We start from the raw sequence: 16,103 nt of genomic DNA, 5'->3' as shown, positions 1-16,103 counted from the left end.
TCCGCGGAGCGAGCACCCGGTCACCGGGCGCCGCGCTCACACCCCCACGAACGCCGCGCCCGCGTCCCGCAGCCGCTCGTGCAGCGCCCGGAACACCCGCGCCGAGTGCGCCCCCGGCCAGTCGGCCGGCAGCAGCCGGGCGGGCAGGCCGGGGTCGGCGCCGGGCAGCCGGCGCCAGGAGTCCAGCGCCAGCAGATAGTCCCGGTAGGCGTCCTCGGCCGGAGTGTCCGTCCGCCCCTCCCAGGCACGCAGCACCGGCGCGTGCGCCGCGATGAACCGCTCGTGCTCCCCGGCGATGGCCGGCAGGTCCCACCAGCGGCCGACCGCCTCGGCCGTGGGGGCGAACCCCAGATGATCGCCCCGGAACAGATCCACGTAGATGTCGAGGCCCAGCAGGCCCAGGGCGTGCCGGGCCTCCTCGTGCAGCCGGGCCGGGGCTATCCACACCCCGGGGGCCGCCGCGCCGAAGCCCAGCGCGGCCAGCCGCGAGCGCAGCACATGCCGCTTCTGCCGCTCCGACTCGGGCACCGAGAACACCGCGAGCACCCAGCCCGCGTCCTCGGCCGGGCCGCTGGCGTGGATACGGCGGTCGTCCGCGCTCAGGGACCGGTGCGCCTCCGCCGACAGCTCGTACCCCGCCGCGCCCCCGGCGGTGCGGGCCGGCAGCAGCAGACCGCGCCGCTTCAGCCGCGACACCGAGGAGCGCACGGAGGGCGCGTCCACCCCGACCGCGGCCAGCAGCCGGATCAGCTCGGCGACGGGCACCGGGCCCGGTACGGAACGGCCGTACGCCCCGTAGAGGGTGACGATGAGGGACCTGGGGGCGTGCTGCTCGGACACGTTGATCATTTTAGGTCTTCGGCATACCTGCTGGTCACCATCGGTGCGCAGGCCCGGGGCGCTGGATGCGGGGGACGACTGCGCCCGGCCCATTGACGCGCCACCGATGGGGTGACGGTCGCGTCCGGCGCGGGGCCCCGCCGGTACCTGTTGGAGCCCCCACACCCCACTTCGGGAGGCATCCGATGCCCGTACATCCCGTCCTCGCCGCCACGCTCGGCGCGGCCGCCCTGCTGTGCGCGCTCGCCGCCCCGGCCGCCTCCGCGGCCCCGGGCGAGAGCGTCACCGTGGACTCCACCGCCCGCCTCGCGGCCGACGGCACCGTCACCCTCTCCGGCACCTACCGCTGCCTGCCCGGCACCGGCCCCGTCTTCGTCAGCTCCTCGATCGGCCAGGCCGACCCGCGCGTCCGGCACGGCATCGGCGGCGGCGCCGCCCGCTGCGACGGTGCCGCGCACCGGTGGGAGAACTCCGGGAAGATCTCTTCGGAGAAGCTCAAGGCGGGCGCCGCGCACGTCCAGGCCAACGTCATGGAGCTGCGGCCCAGCGGATTCGTCCCGCTGCCCGTGTTCCACGCCACCCAGGACCGGGACATCACCCTCGTCCGGAGCTGAACCCCTTCAGGCACCGGGGGGATGCCCCCGCCGCGCGCTACGGCGGGGGCATCCGCCCGGTGTGCCGCCGCCACTCCAGCCGAGCGGCCTCCAGCTCGGCGCGGGCCTCGGTGAGACGGGGGCTGTCCTTGTTGCGGGCCCGGATCTCGGCGAGCCGCTTCCGTGCCCGCTCCACGGCCTCGGTGTCCCGCTCCAGGAGGTCGCGGTCCCGCTGGGCCTGCTTCAGCTGCTCCGGCAGGGTCGCGCGGAAGTCGTTCTCCCTGGCCACGGCGCTCTGCACCGCGTCGCAGAAGTCCCGCACCCGGTCCTCGGTGTACCCCTTCGCCTCCTCGCCCTCGCCCGTGCGGCGCGGGTAGTTGGTCCGGTCGGGGGTGCCGTCGGCCTTCAGTACGTAGAGGTAGTAACAGCTGTCGCCGGACTCGAACCTGACCCGGAGATCGGCCAGTTGCAGGGTGCGCACGGCCCCGGTCGGAGGCTGCTTCACCAACGTGTGCTCGTACAGGGTGAGTTCGCCCAGCGCGCCGAGCCGCCTGCCGCGGCCCGGCTTCTCCAGCGAGGCGATCCGCTGCTCCGCCGCGCGCAGGTCCCGCTCCCGGCTCTCCTCCAGCGCCGCCACCTCGGTCCGCGCGGTGGACTCCTCCGAGCGGGCCGTCTGCTCCAGGGTCCGCACGTTCGCCCGCGTCTGGGCCAGCGGGCGCCGGTCCTCGGTGTGCCTCGGCAGGACCGCGCGGGCGAGGCTGCCCGGAAACCTGCGCGCCTGGGCGAGGACCGCCCAGCCCGCCAACGCCGCCGCGAACAGCACCACGATCACGTACGCCATGCGCCCCCCTGAGGCTGCCGTCAGGCCCCCGCCGCCCGGCCGTGAGACCGCGCTGTCCGTTACCGCTCGTCTGTTACCGCTCGTCTGTTACTGCTCAACAAGCGATGGCGGCAAACGGACGTACGGCGCAAGGGGGTTGACGCCGGACGGATCGAGCCGCCGCTCAGCCGAACGCCTTCCGCAGCGCGGGCAGCAGCGTCTGCTTCGACCAGTCGATGTAGGCCGGCTGGGTGCCGCCGCCGATCTGGACCAGCGCCACCTCGGTGAAACCGGCCTCGACATACGGCCGTACCGCCGCCACGAAGTCCTCCGGGTCGTCACCGCACGGGATCGACGCGGCCACGTCCTCCTCGGTCACGAACTGGGTCGCCGATGCGAAGGAATCCGGGTGCGGCAGCTCGGAGTTGACCTTCCAGCCCAGGCCGAACCAGCGGAACTGGTCGTGCGCGCGCCGGATCGCCGCGTCCCGGTCGGGGCCGTGACTGACCGGGAGCTGGCCCACACTGGGCCTGCCGGTGCCGCCGTGCCGGTCGAACGCCTCCAGCAGTTCCTTCTTCGGCTCGGTGGCGATGACCAGGTCGGCGAGATGTCCGGCCAGCGCGCAGGACTCCTCGCCCGAGACGGCGATGCCCAAGGGCGGCCGACGGTCGGGCAGATCCCACAACTTGGCCGACTCCACGTCGTAGTGCTTGCCGTGGTAGGTGACATGCCCGCCCTCGAACAGCGCGTGGATGATCTCCACCGCCTCTTCCAGCATCTCGTGCCGCACGTCCACCGCGGGCCAGCCCTGGCCCACCACATGCTCGTTGAGGTTCTCCCCGGAGCCCAGGCCCAGCCGGAAGCGGTCCTCGGAGAGCAGTTGCAGGGTCGCCGCCTTCTGTGCCACCACCGCCGGGTGATAGCGGAAGGTCGGGCAGGTCACGTACGTCATCAGCGGTATCCGCGACGTGGCCTGCGCGGCCGCGCCGAGGACACTCCACGCGTACGGGGCGTGGCCCTGCGAACGCAGCCAGGGGAAGTAGTGGTCCGAGGTCACGGAGAAGTCGAACCCCGCCTCCTCGGCACGGACGACATGGTCGACCAGCTCACGCGGCCCGGCCTGCTCGGTCATCATCGTGTATCCGATTCGCACCATGAGCCACGAGTCCCCGCTCTGCCGGGCGGAAAACGGTGCGCCGGGACGCGTGACACAAAGGGGCGATCACCCGCAATTGGACAAACCCAAGTGGTCACAGCAAGCTGGTTCCACAGCGAGTTTTGCGGGTCGTAAGCCCCTCTGAGCAGCGACCGCACGGCCGAGGCACGCGTGTCGCGGCTGATCCCTCTACGCGCTGAGGCGAGTTATGACCGCAGGTGATCAAGCCATCTCGTCCAGAGTCATGCAGATCAAACCCTCCGTGCGCATCTCTCTCCTAGGCGGCTTCGATCTCGCCGTCAACGACGAACCGGTGACAGCCCCGGTGGGCTCCAGACGACTCCTGGCGTTCGTAGCACTCAATTACCGCGCCCCCGTCCCCCGCGCCCTGATCGCGGGCAGCCTCTGGCCCGGTGTCGCCGAGCACTGTGCGTACACGAATCTGCGGGCGGCCCTGTGCCGGCTGCGCGGGCTCGGCGTCAACGCGCTCGACATCTCCCCGACGGACGTGCGCCTCGCCCCCGACGTCACGGTGGACCTCCGCGACGCCCGGCGGCTGGCCCAGCACCTCCTCGACCCCTGTGTGCCGCCCGTCGCGCTCCACCTGAGCACGGCGACCGTGGACCAGCTCTCCGCCGACCTGCTGCCCGGCTGGTACGACGAGTGGGCCCTCCTGGAGGCCGATCACTGGCGGCAGTTGCGGCTCCACGCGCTGGAGTCCCTGACCGAGACCTTCATCGACGCCACCGAGTACGCGGGCGCGGTGGTCGCCGCCCAGGCGGCAGTTCACGCCGACCCGCTGCGCGAGAGCAGCCAAGCCTCACTGATCCGGGCCTACTTGGCGGAGGGCAACCCGTCGGAGGCCGTGCACCACTTCGAGCGGTACGTACGGCGGCTGCGCGACGAGCTGGGCCTGTGCCCCACCCAGCGGCTGCACCAGCTGGTGGCCCGGGTGCACTATGCCGGGGACGGGGACGCGGCTCTGCGCCGGTGAGCCCTCACGCCTCGGCGGTCCGTCTGCCGCGCACCCGCTCCAGCAGGCGGTGCGCCGTGCCCGACACCCAGGAGCCGAGCCAGCGCAGGAAGCTCGTCGGCAGGAACACCGCGTCGGCGAACACCATCGCCATCGAGAAGAACGGCAGCCCGCAGAGCACCGCGATGGAGGCGTGTTCGGCCATCAGGATCGGCAGCAGCACGTTCTTCACCCGGCGGTTGAGCAGGGTGAAGGGGAAGGCCACCTGGAGGATCACCGTTCCGTAGGTGATCACGGTGACCAGCACGGCACTGCGGTCGACGGTCCGGGACAGCGGGCCCCAGGGACTGAAGTAGGCCAGATGCAGGGGGTAGTGGACCGCCGTGCCGTCCTGCCAGCGCGGCCCCTGGATCTTGTACAGCCCGGCCGTCGCGTACAGGATGCAGACCTGGGCGGCGATCACCAGCAGCGCCGCGTTGTGCACGACGTTGGCCGTGGCGTCCATGACGGCCCGCAACTCGGTGTGTTCGCTGCGCTCCACCCAGAACCACAGCGCCTGGATGAGCCACATCCCCCACAGGAACAGGGCCCAGCCCCAGGAGAGTTCCGCGAATCCGGTGAGCTGGGCGAGCGCGAGGAAGAGGCCGAGGACCGCCCAGAGCGCGATGCGGGCCGGCACGCCGTCGTCCCCGTGGGAATCGTCCTCCGCCGCGCGCCGTCTCCGCCTCGCGTCCAGCGACCAGACCTGGCCGCAGCGGGTGAGCACCAGATACCCGGCGACCAGGTGGATGAGGGTGTCGCCGCCGTCACCCAGGAGGACGTTGCGGTTCAGCAGCGCCAGCACGCCCACCATGAACAGCAGCGACATCGTGCGGGTGTGCCACCCCAGCAGCAGCCCCAGACTCGCGGCGATCGCCACGAGGTAGACCACCTCGAACCACCAGCCGCTGTCCGACCACATCAGGATGGAGAACGCGCCGTTCGACGCGATCAGCCGCTGCGCGAGATCGAACGACCACGGGCTGGCGGAGCCGTACAGCTCCTGCCGGTTCGGGAACTCCCGCAGCAGATAGAGCAGGAACGTCAGCGAGAACCCGATCCGGACGATCGCCGCCTGGTACGGGAAGAGCGCCCGGCCCGTGATGTCGTTCAGGCACCGGATGATCCTGGCGTCGATCCGTCTGCTCATGCCCTTGAAGGGGGAGGGCGCCGGGGCGCGGTCCGTGTCGGCGGTCACCGGAAGTCCTCCTTCGAGACCGGCCACCAGGTCAGCGTCTGGTAGGTGACCGGCTCGTCGTCGTTCTCGTCGCTCCATTTCGGCGGGGCGATCGGGCGGTACGTGGAACGCAGCTGGACCTTGACCACCTGGCCGCCCAGCAGACTCGGCCCGAGCCGGCCCGCCGCGATCCGGCGTACGTACACCTCGGCGAGCTGGCCCTGCAGGCCGATGGGCAGACCCTTGGTGTCATGGGTCCGGGTGTAGAAGTCCCACGCCTGGCGCAGCAGGTTCTGGTCGGCGTGGCTGGGGGCGGGGTTGTCCCGGATGCTCCTGATGTCCTGCTCGGTGAGGGAAACCCAGCCCGAGGTGCGCAGGGAGCCGTCGGGCAGCTGCACTTCGGCGCGTGCGTCGACGTAGATGTTGGCCTGGAGCGGGTTCGGGGCGAACAGCTTCCAGTTCTGGTCGAATTCCGGATAGACGTAGCTGTTCACGAGTTCGCGGTGCTGTTTGCTGATGGCGTTGGCGGGCGCCAGATAGAGGAAGAGCAGCAGCAGGTGAATGGTGACCGCCATCGCCGTCACCACGATCACCGTGGCGAGCCAGAGCCGCGCGGGCCTGGACCACGAGCCGTTCAGCCTGGGGGGCAGCACACCGCTCGCGGCGGGCTCCCTGGGTGCCGTGTCCCTCGGGACGGCCTCACCCACGCCCTCGTGTCGCTCCACCATGCTCCCCCGATCTGGGGTTCCCGGACATTGGAAAAAGCGCAGGTGAAACACCTGGCCGCTTAAGCCGATCATGTGAGATCAGCATAAGGAGGCGGGCGCGAGGAGGGGCTTTCTGTTCGGCCGAATGGTTGTCGGTGCCGCTTCCGGACCGGTGTCACGGCACCGTCACGCTGGACCAACGCCCCGGTCATGGCCGATGCCTCAGGTTGGAGAAGTATCTGGCCCATCCCTGAGGGAGGCATCATGGCGGCGCGCAAGTGGAGGAACATACCCAAGGCGGTCGGCGCCACCTACCTGGCAGTGGCACTCGTCGGAACAGGCGGCGTCATGGCCGTCGGAGCGCCCGCACACACAGCGAAGGCGCCGACGTCGTCGGCGGCCGCACCGAACATCGCCTGCAAGCTCGTCCTGCGGAACGGCCAGATCATCGCCGTGAACGCGAAGACCGGCGTCCGCGTGGACCCGAGGCTCTGCAACCGCGGCGGCGGTGGCACCGGCGCCACGACCACCGGAGCGACCACAGGCGGTGGCGGCGGCACAGGGGCCACCACCACGGGCGCCACCACCACGACGACCGGAGCCACGAGCAGCACCGGAGCCACCACGACCGGAGCCACCACCACCACGACAGGCGGCACCACCGGAGCCACGACCACCGGCGCGACGACCGGCGGCGGCGGAGGCACGGGAGCCACGACCACCGGCGCGACCATTGGCGGCGGCGGAGGCACAGGCGCCACGACGACCGGCGCGACCATTGGCGGCGGCGGAGGCACAGGCGCCACGACGACCGGAGCCACGATCGGTGGCGGCGGCGGTACCGGAGCGACGACAACCGGTGCGACGACCGGCGGTGGCGGCGGAGGTACGGGCGCCACGACGACCGGCGCGACGACTGGCGGCGGCGGAGGCGGTACCGGAGCCACGACCACCGGTGCGACGACCGGTGGCGGCGGCGGTACCGGCGCCACGACGACCGGAGCCACCACCGGTGGCGGCGGTGGCGGCGGCACCGGCGCGACCACCACTGGTGCGACCACCGGAGGCTGAACACCCAGGACCTGACTGCCGGGGCCGAGACCGAACCGTCCCCGGCGGTCAGACCTGCGTACTCACCTCGGACGAGGTGCCGTCGGGCAGCGCCGGCTCACCCCTTCACGGCGTCCGCGCCTCCAGTTCGCGCAGTTCGGCCGTGGCCTCCGCCTGCCGGGGGCTGTTGAGCCCGCGGAGCGCCTCGTACGCGGTGAGCAGGGTCTGGCGAGCCTCGTCGTGACGGGACAGGCGGCGCAGCACGATACCGAGGTCGAGGCGGGTGGTCTCGACCCAGGCGGCCATATTCATGGTCTCGAAGATGTCCAGCGCCTGCCGGAGCGGTCGCTCGGCCTCCGCCCAGCGCCCCAGCGCCGCGAGGTCGTTGCCTATCTGCTGCCGGACCGCCCCGAGGTACACGGTGATCAGCTCGGTGGGCCGTCCGGGCTCCTCCGCCCGGCAGATCGTCTCGCTGCGCCGGTGGATGGCCAGAGCCTCCTCGGCGCTGCCCGACTGGCGCAGGTAGCCGCCCAGGGTGTTCAGGGCGGTGAGTTCGGCCAGGCGGCCCTGCACGGAGGTCTGGTCGGCGAGACAGTCGACGGCGTCGCGCAGCCGGGCCATGGATTCCTCGACCCGGCCGAGGCGGTGCAGCGCCGATGCCCCGTAGCCCAGCGCCCAGCCCATCTGGAGCCGGTCCCCGATGTCACGGGCCACCTCCAGCGCGGCGTCGGCGGTGACGAACGCGGCGCCGGGGTCGTGGACGCAGTTGTTGTAGGCCCAGGCCAGGAAGTTGAGGTGGACGGCCTCGTCCTGCCTGCTGCCCAGCGCGCGGGCCGCGTCGGCGCCGCACCGGAAGACCTCCACCCACAGCTCCCAGTGCTGGTTGAGGTCGGAGAACCAGTGCATGGCCCTGGCCGCGTCGATCACCTGCTGATGCCACCCCGTGTCCTTCGCCCGGTGCAGGGCCGCGAGCCATTGGGCGCGCTCCGCCTCCAGCCAGGCGCGCGCTTCATCGCGGTCCGCGGGAGCACCGGCGGGATCGGGATCGCCGTACGGGAAGTCCTGGTCGGGGTCGGCGTCGAAGCGCAGCGCGGCGGCCGTGGCCCGGCGCAGCATCCACCGCGCGGTCCGGTCCAGTGCGGCTCCGGACGCCTCGTCGCCGTCCTCGACACCCACCTGTTCGGTGGCGAAGAGCTTCAGGAGGTCGTGGAAGTGGTAACGCTCGGCGACGGCGTCGGGCTGCAGCAATCCGGCGTCCGTCAGTTCCTCGGCACACCGGGCCGCCTCGTCGGCCGGCAGACCGGCCAGGAGAGAGACGGTCTCCGGGCTGAAGTCGCCTCCGGCGGCCAGGGAGGCCCGGCGCAGCACGGTTCTGGCGGCCGGGCCCAACTGCCGGTAGGAGAGGGCGAAAGCGGCCCGCACCTGGAGGTCGCCCGCCCGGAGCGTGTCCAGGCGGCGGCTCTCCTGGGCCAGTTGGGCGGCCAGCTTGCCGATACGCTCGTGTGGCCGGCCGGCGAGGCGCTGTCCGGCGATCCGTACGGCCAGGGGCAGGAGTCCGCACAGATCCGCGAGGTCGCGGGCGGCCTGGGCTTCCCGCCGTACCCGCTCGGGACCGATGATGCGGCTCAGCAGCTCGACCGCCTCCTCCCGGCGAAGCAGCGCGAGGTCCGTCCGGTGGACCGATTCGAGACCTGCCAGGGCGTGGCGGCTGGTGATGATCGTCAGGCAGCGCCCGGCGCCGGGAAGCAGGGGACGGACCTGGTCCTCGCCGGCCGCGTTGTCCAGCACCAGCAGCAGCCGCCGGTCGCGGAGCACCGACCGCAGGAGTCCTGACCGGTCGTCGGTCGCGGCCGGGATCGCGCGCTCGGCCACGCCCACCGCCCGCAGCAGCGACGCGAGGGCGTCGCGCGCGCTGGTCGGCTCCGGGTCCATGCCGTGCAGGTCGAGGACGAGCTGCCCGTCCGGGAAGTGCGGCGCGAGGTGGTACGCGGCGTGCACCGCGAAGGCGGTCTTGCCGAGGCCGGGCTGGCCCGACACCACGCTGATCGCGCAGCGGCCGGTGTCGGTGCGCTCGGCCAGGGCGAGCAGCCCGGCCAGCGCCGGACCGCGGGCGACGAAGTCGCTGACGTCACGGGGCAGGGCCAGCGGGCTGTGGGCGTGCGGCTCCGCGGCCGGACGCGGGCGGGGCCGTCCCCGGCCGGCGGCCCGCTCCAGCTCGGCGGCGGTCTCGTCGTCCAGGCCCAGCCCGGCGGCCAGGGCCTGCACGGTGCGCTGCTGCGGCCCTCGGGAGCGACCGCGCTCCAGATCCGCCAGCGCGCGCACGCTCACCCCTGCGGCATGCGACAGCCGCTCCTGACTGAGCCCGGCGCGCGTGCGCAGGGTCAGCAGCAGCCGCCCGAACTCCTCCGCGACCGGTGCGGCAGTGCCCACGTCGAATACCCCCTGCTCAGCGCTGTCCAGCCTCGAACACCAGCTCCCCGGCAGAAGTATGACGGCCCGTAATCCTGCCGGATGAACTGCCTGGTGCCCCCTGTCGCCCGGCTGATCAACTTGACCCGTTCGCACAAGAAGGCCGGCCCCGCGGAATCCCGGCACGGTCCGGGCGCGGCGGCTTCGGCGGCGCGAGCCCGGCGGGTTGGACACCGGGGCGGCGTGATGCGGATCACGCCGTCGGTGTCCCCTTGAAGGAGAGAGTCTCGTGGAAAGAGCCAACCACCTCGCCTACTGCCGGGCCGGCGTGCGGTTCTACGACCACCCCGCCGCTTCGCGGGCCGGTACGCCGTTCCCCGCCACCGGGCGCCCGGCCCCGGCCGGCTGGCACCGCGTGGAGAACGGCTCCTGGGTGTACTTGAGCCCCGAGAACCTCCAACTCCCCGGCCAGGGCTGGAAGATCCATGTCTCGGCCACGGCCGACGACGCGGCCGAGGTCATCGACACGGTGTGGGAGTACTGCCTGTCCCGCTGCCTGTCCTTCAAGTTCCTCCCGAACTCGAAGGTCCACCAGTCCACGAACAGCAAGTACGCGCCTCGCGGCAGCAGCGGCAAGCTGATCACCCTCTACCCGGTCGACGACGCCGAACTGAAGGACGTCCTCGAGGAACTGGGCCCCCTCCTCGCCGAGTACACGGGCCCGTACATCCTCAGTGACCTGAGGTGGCGACAGGGGCCGCTCTACCTGCGCTACGGAGGCTTCGCCCGCCGCGAGTGCCTGTCCGCGAACGGCGACCGGACCGCGGCCGTCGCCCGTCCCGACGGGGTGCTCGTCCCCGACGAGCGGGCCCCCGTCTTCCAGATCCCCGACTGGGCGCCGGTGCCCGGGTTCATCGCCGAGCAGATCGCCGCCGGTCACGCGTCGGGGGACGAACCGGCCTTCCCGTACACCATGGAGAAGGCCCTGCACTACTCCAACGGGGGCGGCATCTACCTCGCCACCGACAACGCCACCGGCCGCCGGGTGGTGCTGCGGGAGGCCCGGCCGCTGGCCGGTCTGGACGGCGCGGGCGACGACGCGGTGACCCGGCTGCACCGGGAGGCAGCGACGCTGCGCCGCCTCGCCCATCTGGACAGCGTCCCCGCGCTGCTGGGCACCTTCACCGCGTGGGAGCACCACTTCCTGGTGCAGGAGTACATCGAGGGCCAGACCCTCCAGCAGTTCACGGCCACCGCCAACCCGCTGAACCGGCCGGGCCGGGACGCGCGGGAGCGCCAGGAATACGTGGACACCGTGCTGGACATCCTGGACCAGCTCGAACGCGTCCTGGAGGCCGTCCACGCCACCGGAACCGTGTTCGGTGACCTCAGTCCCAGCAACGTGATGCTCCGCCCCGACGGACGCGTCGCGCTCATCGACTTCGAGATCGCCTACCGGCCCGGCACCGACGACGCCGAGCCCAGCATCGCCACCCCCGGCTTCGTCGCCGGACACGCCGTCGGCTTCGACCGGGACCGCTACGCGCTGGACAGTCTGCGGCTGGCGCTGTTCCTGCCGCTGACCACGACGCTGGACATCGACCCGGCCCGAGCCGCCCAGCTCGTGGAGGCGGCGTCCGGACTCTTCCCCCTGCCCGTCACGCTGACCGACCGCGTACGCGACGCACTCACCCCGCCCGACATCACGACCCGCACCGACCGGGCGATACCCGATCTGTTCGCCGCCGCCGCCAACGCTCCCGGCTCGGCCCCGGCCCGCGAGCTGGAGCGGGCGCTGGTCACCGCGATCCGGGCCAGCGCCACCCCCGAGCGCACCGACCGGCTCTTCCCCGGTGAGCCCACCGCACTGCACGACGGCGGCCACACCCTCGCCCACGGCGCCGCGGGTGTCCTGTACGCGCTGACCGTCACCGGACACGAGACCGACCCCGGACACCACGAGTGGCTGTGGCGGGCCGCCCAGCGCGACGAACAGCCGCGCCCAGGTCTGTACGACGGTCTGCACGGCGTCGCCCACACCCTGCACCTGCTCGGCAGGCCGGACCAGGCCCTCGACGTGCTGGACCGGGCGATCGGCCTCACCACCGAGGCGACACCGAGCGGGCTGCACGACGGCTTGGCGGGCATCGGACTGAACCTGCGTCATCTCGCCCAGGCCCTGGACATGCCCGGCCTGCACACCCAGGCCCTGCGGACGGGCGAGCGCCTGGCCGCCCGGCTGACCGGTGTCACCCCGACCCCCGCCGGCCGCGCCGGACTCATGCGCGGCTGGAGCGGACCGGCCCTGCTCTTCCTCGGCCTGTACGAGGACACCGGCGAGATCCGCTGGCTGGACCTCGCCCGCCGGGCGATCCACCTCGATCTGGCCCACTGCCGCCGCGTGGGCACGGCACTCGCCCTCAGCGACGGAACCCGGCCACTGCCCACCCTCGGAAGCGGCACCGCGGGCATCGCCGCGGCCCTGGCCGCCTACCTCGGGCACCGCCCCGAGGAGGAGCTGACCGGCACCCTGGACGCGCTGCACGCAGCCCTGGACCTGGACTTCACCGTCCACAGCGGGCTCATCGGCGGGCGGGCCGGTCTCGCGGCCGCCCTCGCCCACAATCGGGCGGCCGACCACGACCCGAGCCTGGCCCCCGCTCTCGCGGGCCACATCCGGGACCTCGCCTGGCACGCGCTGTCCCACGAAGGCGGTATCGCCGTCATCGGCGCCCAGAACATGCGCCTGTCCATGGACCTGGCCACCGGTACGGCGGGCATCCTCCACGCCCTGCACACCGTCTCCGACGGTCTGCCCGTCCTGCCCCTGCTGCCTCGACCTGTCCGGAACGAACGAGAGGACCGACCGTGACCCTCATACCCGCGCCCAGGACCGCCGGGAAGGCGGACCGGCGAAGACCGGGCACACAGGTCCGGGGCAAGTGGCCGTGATCAGTCCCGGGTGCCGAGCAGTCCTGAACGGCTGCTGATCCCTGTTCACGACATCAGAAGCAAACAAGGAGAATTCACCATGAACGCGATCCTCGACCTCCAGATCCTCACCCCGCAGCCCGAGTCGGAGGAGCTGGACGGCGCCATCGGCCAGAGCAGCACCATCTGGTACTGCCACGTCGACGTGAACTAAGCGGGACAAGCCGAACAGGGGCGGGCCAATGGCCCGCCCCTGTTCGCCGTTTCTCAGATGTCCCGGAAGATCTCGATCTGCGCCCCGATCGAGTTCAGTCGCTCAGCCAGATCCTCGTACCCCCGGTTGATGACGTACACGTTGCGCAGGACCGACGTCCCCTCGGCCGCCATCATCGCCAACAGGACGACGACCGCGGGCCGCAACGCCGGCGGGCACATCATCTCGGCCGCGCGCCAGCGGGTCGGTCCCTCGACCAGCACGCGGTGGGGGTCGAGGAGTTGGAGGCGGCCGCCGAGGCGGTTGAGGTCCGTGAGGTAGATGGCGCGGTTGTCGTAGACCCAGTCGTGGATCAGGGTCTGGCCCTGGGCGACGGCCGCGATGGCCGCGAAGAAGGGGACGTTGTCGATGTTCAGGCCGGGGAACGGCATGGGGTGGATCTTGTCGATCGGCGCTTCCAGCTTGGAGGGGCGGACCGTGAGGTCGACCAGGCGGGTGCGGCCGTTGTCGGCGAAGTACTCGCGGCTGCGGTCGTGGTCGAGGCCCATCTCCTCCAGGACCGCCAGCTCGATCTCCAGGAACTCGATCGGCACCCGGCGCACCGTCAGCTCCGACTCGGTCACCACGGCCGCGGCGACCAGGCTCATCGCCTCGACCGGGTCCTCGGAGGGGGAGTAGTCGACATCGATGTCGATGTTCGGGACGCCGTGCACGGTGAGGGTGGTGGTGCCGATGCCCTCGACGCGTACGCCCAGGGCCTCCAGGAAGAAGCAGAGGTCCTGGACCATGTAGTTGGAGGAGGCGTTGCGGATGACCGTCACGCCGTCGTGGCGGGCCGCCGCCAGCAGCGCGTTCTCCGTCACCGTGTCCCCGCGCTCGGTCAGCACGATCGGCCGGTCCGGGCGGACCGTGCGGTCCACCACGGCGTGGTACTGGCCCTCGGTCGCCGCGACGTCCAGACCGAACCGGCGCAGCGCGATCATGTGCGGCTCGATGGTGCGGGTGCCGAGGTCGCAGCCGCCCGCGTACGGCAGCATGAAGCGGTCCATACGGTGCAGCAGCGGGCCGAGGAACATGATGATCGAGCGGGTGCGGACGGCCGCCTCCGCGTCGATCGCGTCCATCTCCAGCTCGGCCGGCGGGACCAGTTCCAGGTCGACGCCGTCGTTGATCCAGCGGGTGCGCACACCGATGGAGTTCAGGACCTCCAGCAGGCGGTACACCTCCTCGATCCGGGCCACCCGGCGCAGCACCGTACGGCCCTTGTTCAGCAGGGACGCGCACAGCAGCGCCACACACGCGTTCTTGCTCGTCTTGACGTCGATGGCGCCGGACAGACGGCGGCCGCCGACGACCCGCAGGTGCATCGGACCCGCGTAGCCCAGCGACACGATCTCGCTGTCCAGGGCTTCACCGATCCGGGCGATCATCTCAAGGCTGATGTTCTGGTTGCCGCGCTCGATGCGGTTGACCGCGCTCTGGCTGGTGCCGAGCGCGTCCGCGAGCTGCGCCTGTGTCCAGCCACGGTGCTGCCGGGCGTCACGGATGAGCTTGCCGATGCGTACGAGGTAGTCGTCTGACATGAGGTTGAGGCTATCTCAGATATGAGATGGCGCCTCCTGGGGGGTCCGTTCGGGTGATGCCGGGTCAGCGGCGCTTGGTCGTGGTCTTGCGCCAGCCGAACGGGCCGGGCAGATCCATCGAGGTCGTACGGCGTCCGGTGCTGCTGTGGGTGTGACGGGGACCGTGCTTGCCGCCGCCGGTCGTGATGGACCAGGAGTGGCGGTTGATGTTCAGCCGCACGCCGGGAAGGATGCGGAAGCTCTTGCGGAACGTCAGGCCCATGGCTGTCTCCTCCGATTGTCGGCGCCTCTGAGGGGCGCTCAACTCGGATACCCCCGTTCGGGGAACTGATGGCCGACGGCCTGCGCGGGGCCGGCCGGGATCGCAGCCGCCGTGCACTGGTCGCGACCTGTGGCACGGCCCACCCGGGCGGCGAGGCGACGGGACCGCGCGCCTACACGGGCACCCGCATCACCCGGGCGGGCGCCATCCGCTACGAACGCGACGCCCTGGGCCGCACGGTCCTCCGCCAGAAGACCCGCCTCTCCCGTCGCCCGGACACCTGGCGCTACGAGTGGGACACCGAGGACCGCCTGACAGCGGTGACCACCCCGGACGGCACCCGCTGGCAGTACACCTACGACCCCCTGGGCCGCCGCACGGCGAAGCTCCGCATGGCGGGCGACAGGGTTGTGGAGCGCGTCGACTTCACCTGGGACGGCACGACCCTCTGCGAACAGACCACGACGTCCACCGAGTTGCCCCACCCGGTCACCCTCACCTGGGACCACCAGGGCCTCCACCCCGTCACCCAGACGGAACGCATCACCTCCGCCTCCGACACGGAAATCGACTCCCGCTTCTACGCCATCGTCACCGACCTGATCGGCACCCCGACAGAACTGGTCGACGAGCAGGGAGAAACGGCTTGGCGTACCCGCAGCACGCTGTGGGGAACGACGGCTTGGGCGGCGAACAGCACGGCGTACACGCCGTTGCGCTTCCCCGGCCAGTACTACGACCCCGAGACGGGTCTGCACTACAACTACTTCCGGGTTTATGACCCGGAGACGGCGCGGTATCTGAGCTCCGACCCTCTCGGCTTGCAGCCGGCGCCCAATCCGGACACCTACGTCGGGAACCCGCTCACGTGGAGCGATCCGCTCGGCCTCACGCCCTGTCCGGCGCGAGGCGGCATGGACTACATGAGCGACAACCGTATTCCGGCAGGCTCCCCGGTGACGCACGGCGAAACAGCTACGCTGGTCGGTGAGGACGGACCGAGCGTCAGGAATTTCAGGAATGTCCTTAACGAGGGTGAGCACGACGTGGTTGCTCATGGATCACGAGACGGGTTCTTGGAGACCCCCCACGGTCCGGTGAACGGTGGTCAGCTCGTGGATGCCATCCGTAATAACCCGAATTACAATGGCGGTCCACTCCGTCTCATGGCGTGCCACTCCGGAGCGGAAAGTTCGGGTATCGCGCAGCAGATGGCCCACGAAATGGCGGTCACCGTGAGGGCTTCCACGGACCGGGTCGGCACGAACCCGCTACTCGGTCCAGGACAGGTCGCACAGATCGACAACGGTGGGCATTGGCGGATATTCCACCCCGCCACCGGAGGATGA

At 71.4% G+C, this 16,103-nt stretch carries 12 protein-coding genes and 1 pseudogene; 5 read left to right on the top strand and 8 right to left on the bottom strand.

The genetic code is table 11. The features are described from left to right. Positions 1-36: 36 nt before the first annotated feature. Positions 37-849, bottom strand: coding sequence for a PaaX family transcriptional regulator C-terminal domain-containing protein (locus ACIGA3_RS08705; RefSeq protein WP_399711877.1), 813 nt, complete (start codon positions 847-849; stop codon positions 37-39). Between the two features lie 176 nt (positions 850-1,025). Between ACIGA3_RS08705 and ACIGA3_RS08700 the strand changes: the two genes are divergently transcribed. Next, entirely contained in the window at positions 1,026-1,454 is a 429-nt protein-coding gene (locus tag ACIGA3_RS08700) for a DUF6299 family protein (RefSeq protein ID WP_399711875.1), read from the top strand. A 37-nt stretch (positions 1,455-1,491) separates the two neighbouring features. Here the strand turns inward: ACIGA3_RS08700 and ACIGA3_RS08695 are convergent, their stop codons facing one another. Next, positions 1,492-2,274 (bottom strand): hypothetical protein, encoded by a 783-nt coding sequence (locus ACIGA3_RS08695; RefSeq protein ID WP_399711873.1) that lies wholly within the window; start codon positions 2,272-2,274, stop codon positions 1,492-1,494. Between the two features lie 163 nt (positions 2,275-2,437). Beyond that, entirely contained in the window at positions 2,438-3,409 is a 972-nt protein-coding gene (locus ACIGA3_RS08690; RefSeq protein WP_399711871.1) for an LLM class F420-dependent oxidoreductase, read from the bottom strand. 244 nt (positions 3,410-3,653) lie between these two features. On the opposite strand from ACIGA3_RS08690, the gene ACIGA3_RS08685 reads away from it, so the two are divergent. Then, positions 3,654-4,403: a BTAD domain-containing putative transcriptional regulator gene (locus tag ACIGA3_RS08685; protein WP_399711869.1), complete on the top strand. Its 750-nt coding sequence runs from the start codon at positions 3,654-3,656 to the stop codon at positions 4,401-4,403. A gap of 4 nt (positions 4,404-4,407) precedes the next feature. Here the strand turns inward: ACIGA3_RS08685 and ACIGA3_RS08680 are convergent, their stop codons facing one another. Next, a complete protein-coding gene (locus tag ACIGA3_RS08680; RefSeq protein ID WP_399711868.1) occupies positions 4,408-5,619 on the bottom strand; it encodes an HTTM domain-containing protein in 1,212 nt (403 codons plus the stop codon). After that, positions 5,616-6,326: a DUF5819 family protein gene (locus tag ACIGA3_RS08675; protein ID WP_399711866.1), complete on the bottom strand. Its 711-nt coding sequence runs from the start codon at positions 6,324-6,326 to the stop codon at positions 5,616-5,618. The genes ACIGA3_RS08680 and ACIGA3_RS08675 overlap by 4 nt, the downstream gene beginning before the upstream one ends. A gap of 243 nt (positions 6,327-6,569) precedes the next feature. Between ACIGA3_RS08675 and ACIGA3_RS08670 the strand changes: the two genes are divergently transcribed. Then, positions 6,570-7,376 (top strand): hypothetical protein, encoded by an 807-nt coding sequence (locus ACIGA3_RS08670; RefSeq protein WP_399711864.1) that lies wholly within the window; start codon positions 6,570-6,572, stop codon positions 7,374-7,376. A gap of 105 nt (positions 7,377-7,481) precedes the next feature. Here the strand turns inward: ACIGA3_RS08670 and ACIGA3_RS08665 are convergent, their stop codons facing one another. Then, a complete protein-coding gene (locus tag ACIGA3_RS08665; protein WP_399711862.1) occupies positions 7,482-9,785 on the bottom strand; it encodes a tetratricopeptide repeat protein in 2,304 nt (767 codons plus the stop codon). Between the two features lie 268 nt (positions 9,786-10,053). Here ACIGA3_RS08665 and lanKC point away from each other — a divergent pair, with 268 nt between their 5' ends. After that, positions 10,054-12,636 carry a class III lanthionine synthetase LanKC gene (gene lanKC / locus ACIGA3_RS08660; protein WP_399711860.1) on the top strand — a complete coding sequence of 861 codons (2,583 nt, stop codon included), beginning with the start codon at positions 10,054-10,056 and terminating at the stop codon, positions 12,634-12,636. Between the two features lie 326 nt (positions 12,637-12,962). On the opposite strand, the gene ACIGA3_RS08655 is transcribed toward lanKC, so the two are convergent. Both ACIGA3_RS08655 and ACIGA3_RS08650 read right to left on the bottom strand, forming a co-directional pair. After that, complete coding sequence (locus tag ACIGA3_RS08655; protein ID WP_030802796.1) at positions 12,963-14,492, bottom strand: UDP-N-acetylglucosamine 1-carboxyvinyltransferase; 1,530 nt, start codon at positions 14,490-14,492, stop codon at positions 12,963-12,965. 64 nt (positions 14,493-14,556) lie between these two features. Next, the gene (locus tag ACIGA3_RS08650; RefSeq protein ID WP_030802793.1) at positions 14,557-14,754 is read right to left on the bottom strand and encodes a DUF4236 domain-containing protein; all 198 of its coding nucleotides are present in this window, start codon (positions 14,752-14,754) and stop codon (positions 14,557-14,559) included. A 137-nt stretch (positions 14,755-14,891) separates the two neighbouring features. Between ACIGA3_RS08650 and ACIGA3_RS08645 the strand changes: the two are divergent. Then, a pseudogene (locus ACIGA3_RS08645) lies at positions 14,892-16,103 on the top strand (RHS repeat-associated core domain-containing protein); the annotation flags it as partial.

This window comes from Streptomyces sp. NPDC085596, assembly GCF_044541565.1.
In the GTDB taxonomy this organism is placed as follows: domain Bacteria; phylum Actinomycetota; class Actinomycetes; order Streptomycetales; family Streptomycetaceae; genus Streptomyces.
This window is presented reverse-complemented; position numbering and strand designations above follow the sequence as displayed.

Bases quoted from the DNA above. Each gene is read 5' to 3' on its own strand.
- ACIGA3_RS08700 (WP_399711875.1), top strand. From the start codon at position 1,026: ATGCCCGTACATCCCGTCCTCGCCGCCACGCTCGGCGCGGCCGCCCTG.
- ACIGA3_RS08670 (WP_399711864.1), top strand. From the start codon at position 6,570: ATGGCGGCGCGCAAGTGGAGGAACATACCCAAGGCGGTCGGCGCCACC.
- ACIGA3_RS08685 (WP_399711869.1), top strand. From the start codon at position 3,654: ATGCAGATCAAACCCTCCGTGCGCATCTCTCTCCTAGGCGGCTTCGAT.
- ACIGA3_RS08650 (WP_030802793.1), bottom strand. From the start codon at position 14,754: ATGGGCCTGACGTTCCGCAAGAGCTTCCGCATCCTTCCCGGCGTGCGG.
- ACIGA3_RS08655 (WP_030802796.1), bottom strand. From the start codon at position 14,492: ATGTCAGACGACTACCTCGTACGCATCGGCAAGCTCATCCGTGACGCC.
- ACIGA3_RS08675 (WP_399711866.1), bottom strand. From the start codon at position 6,326: ATGGTGGAGCGACACGAGGGCGTGGGTGAGGCCGTCCCGAGGGACACG.
- ACIGA3_RS08695 (WP_399711873.1), bottom strand. From the start codon at position 2,274: ATGGCGTACGTGATCGTGGTGCTGTTCGCGGCGGCGTTGGCGGGCTGG.
- ACIGA3_RS08690 (WP_399711871.1), bottom strand. From the start codon at position 3,409: ATGGTGCGAATCGGATACACGATGATGACCGAGCAGGCCGGGCCGCGT.
- ACIGA3_RS08705 (WP_399711877.1), bottom strand. From the start codon at position 849: ATGATCAACGTGTCCGAGCAGCACGCCCCCAGGTCCCTCATCGTCACC.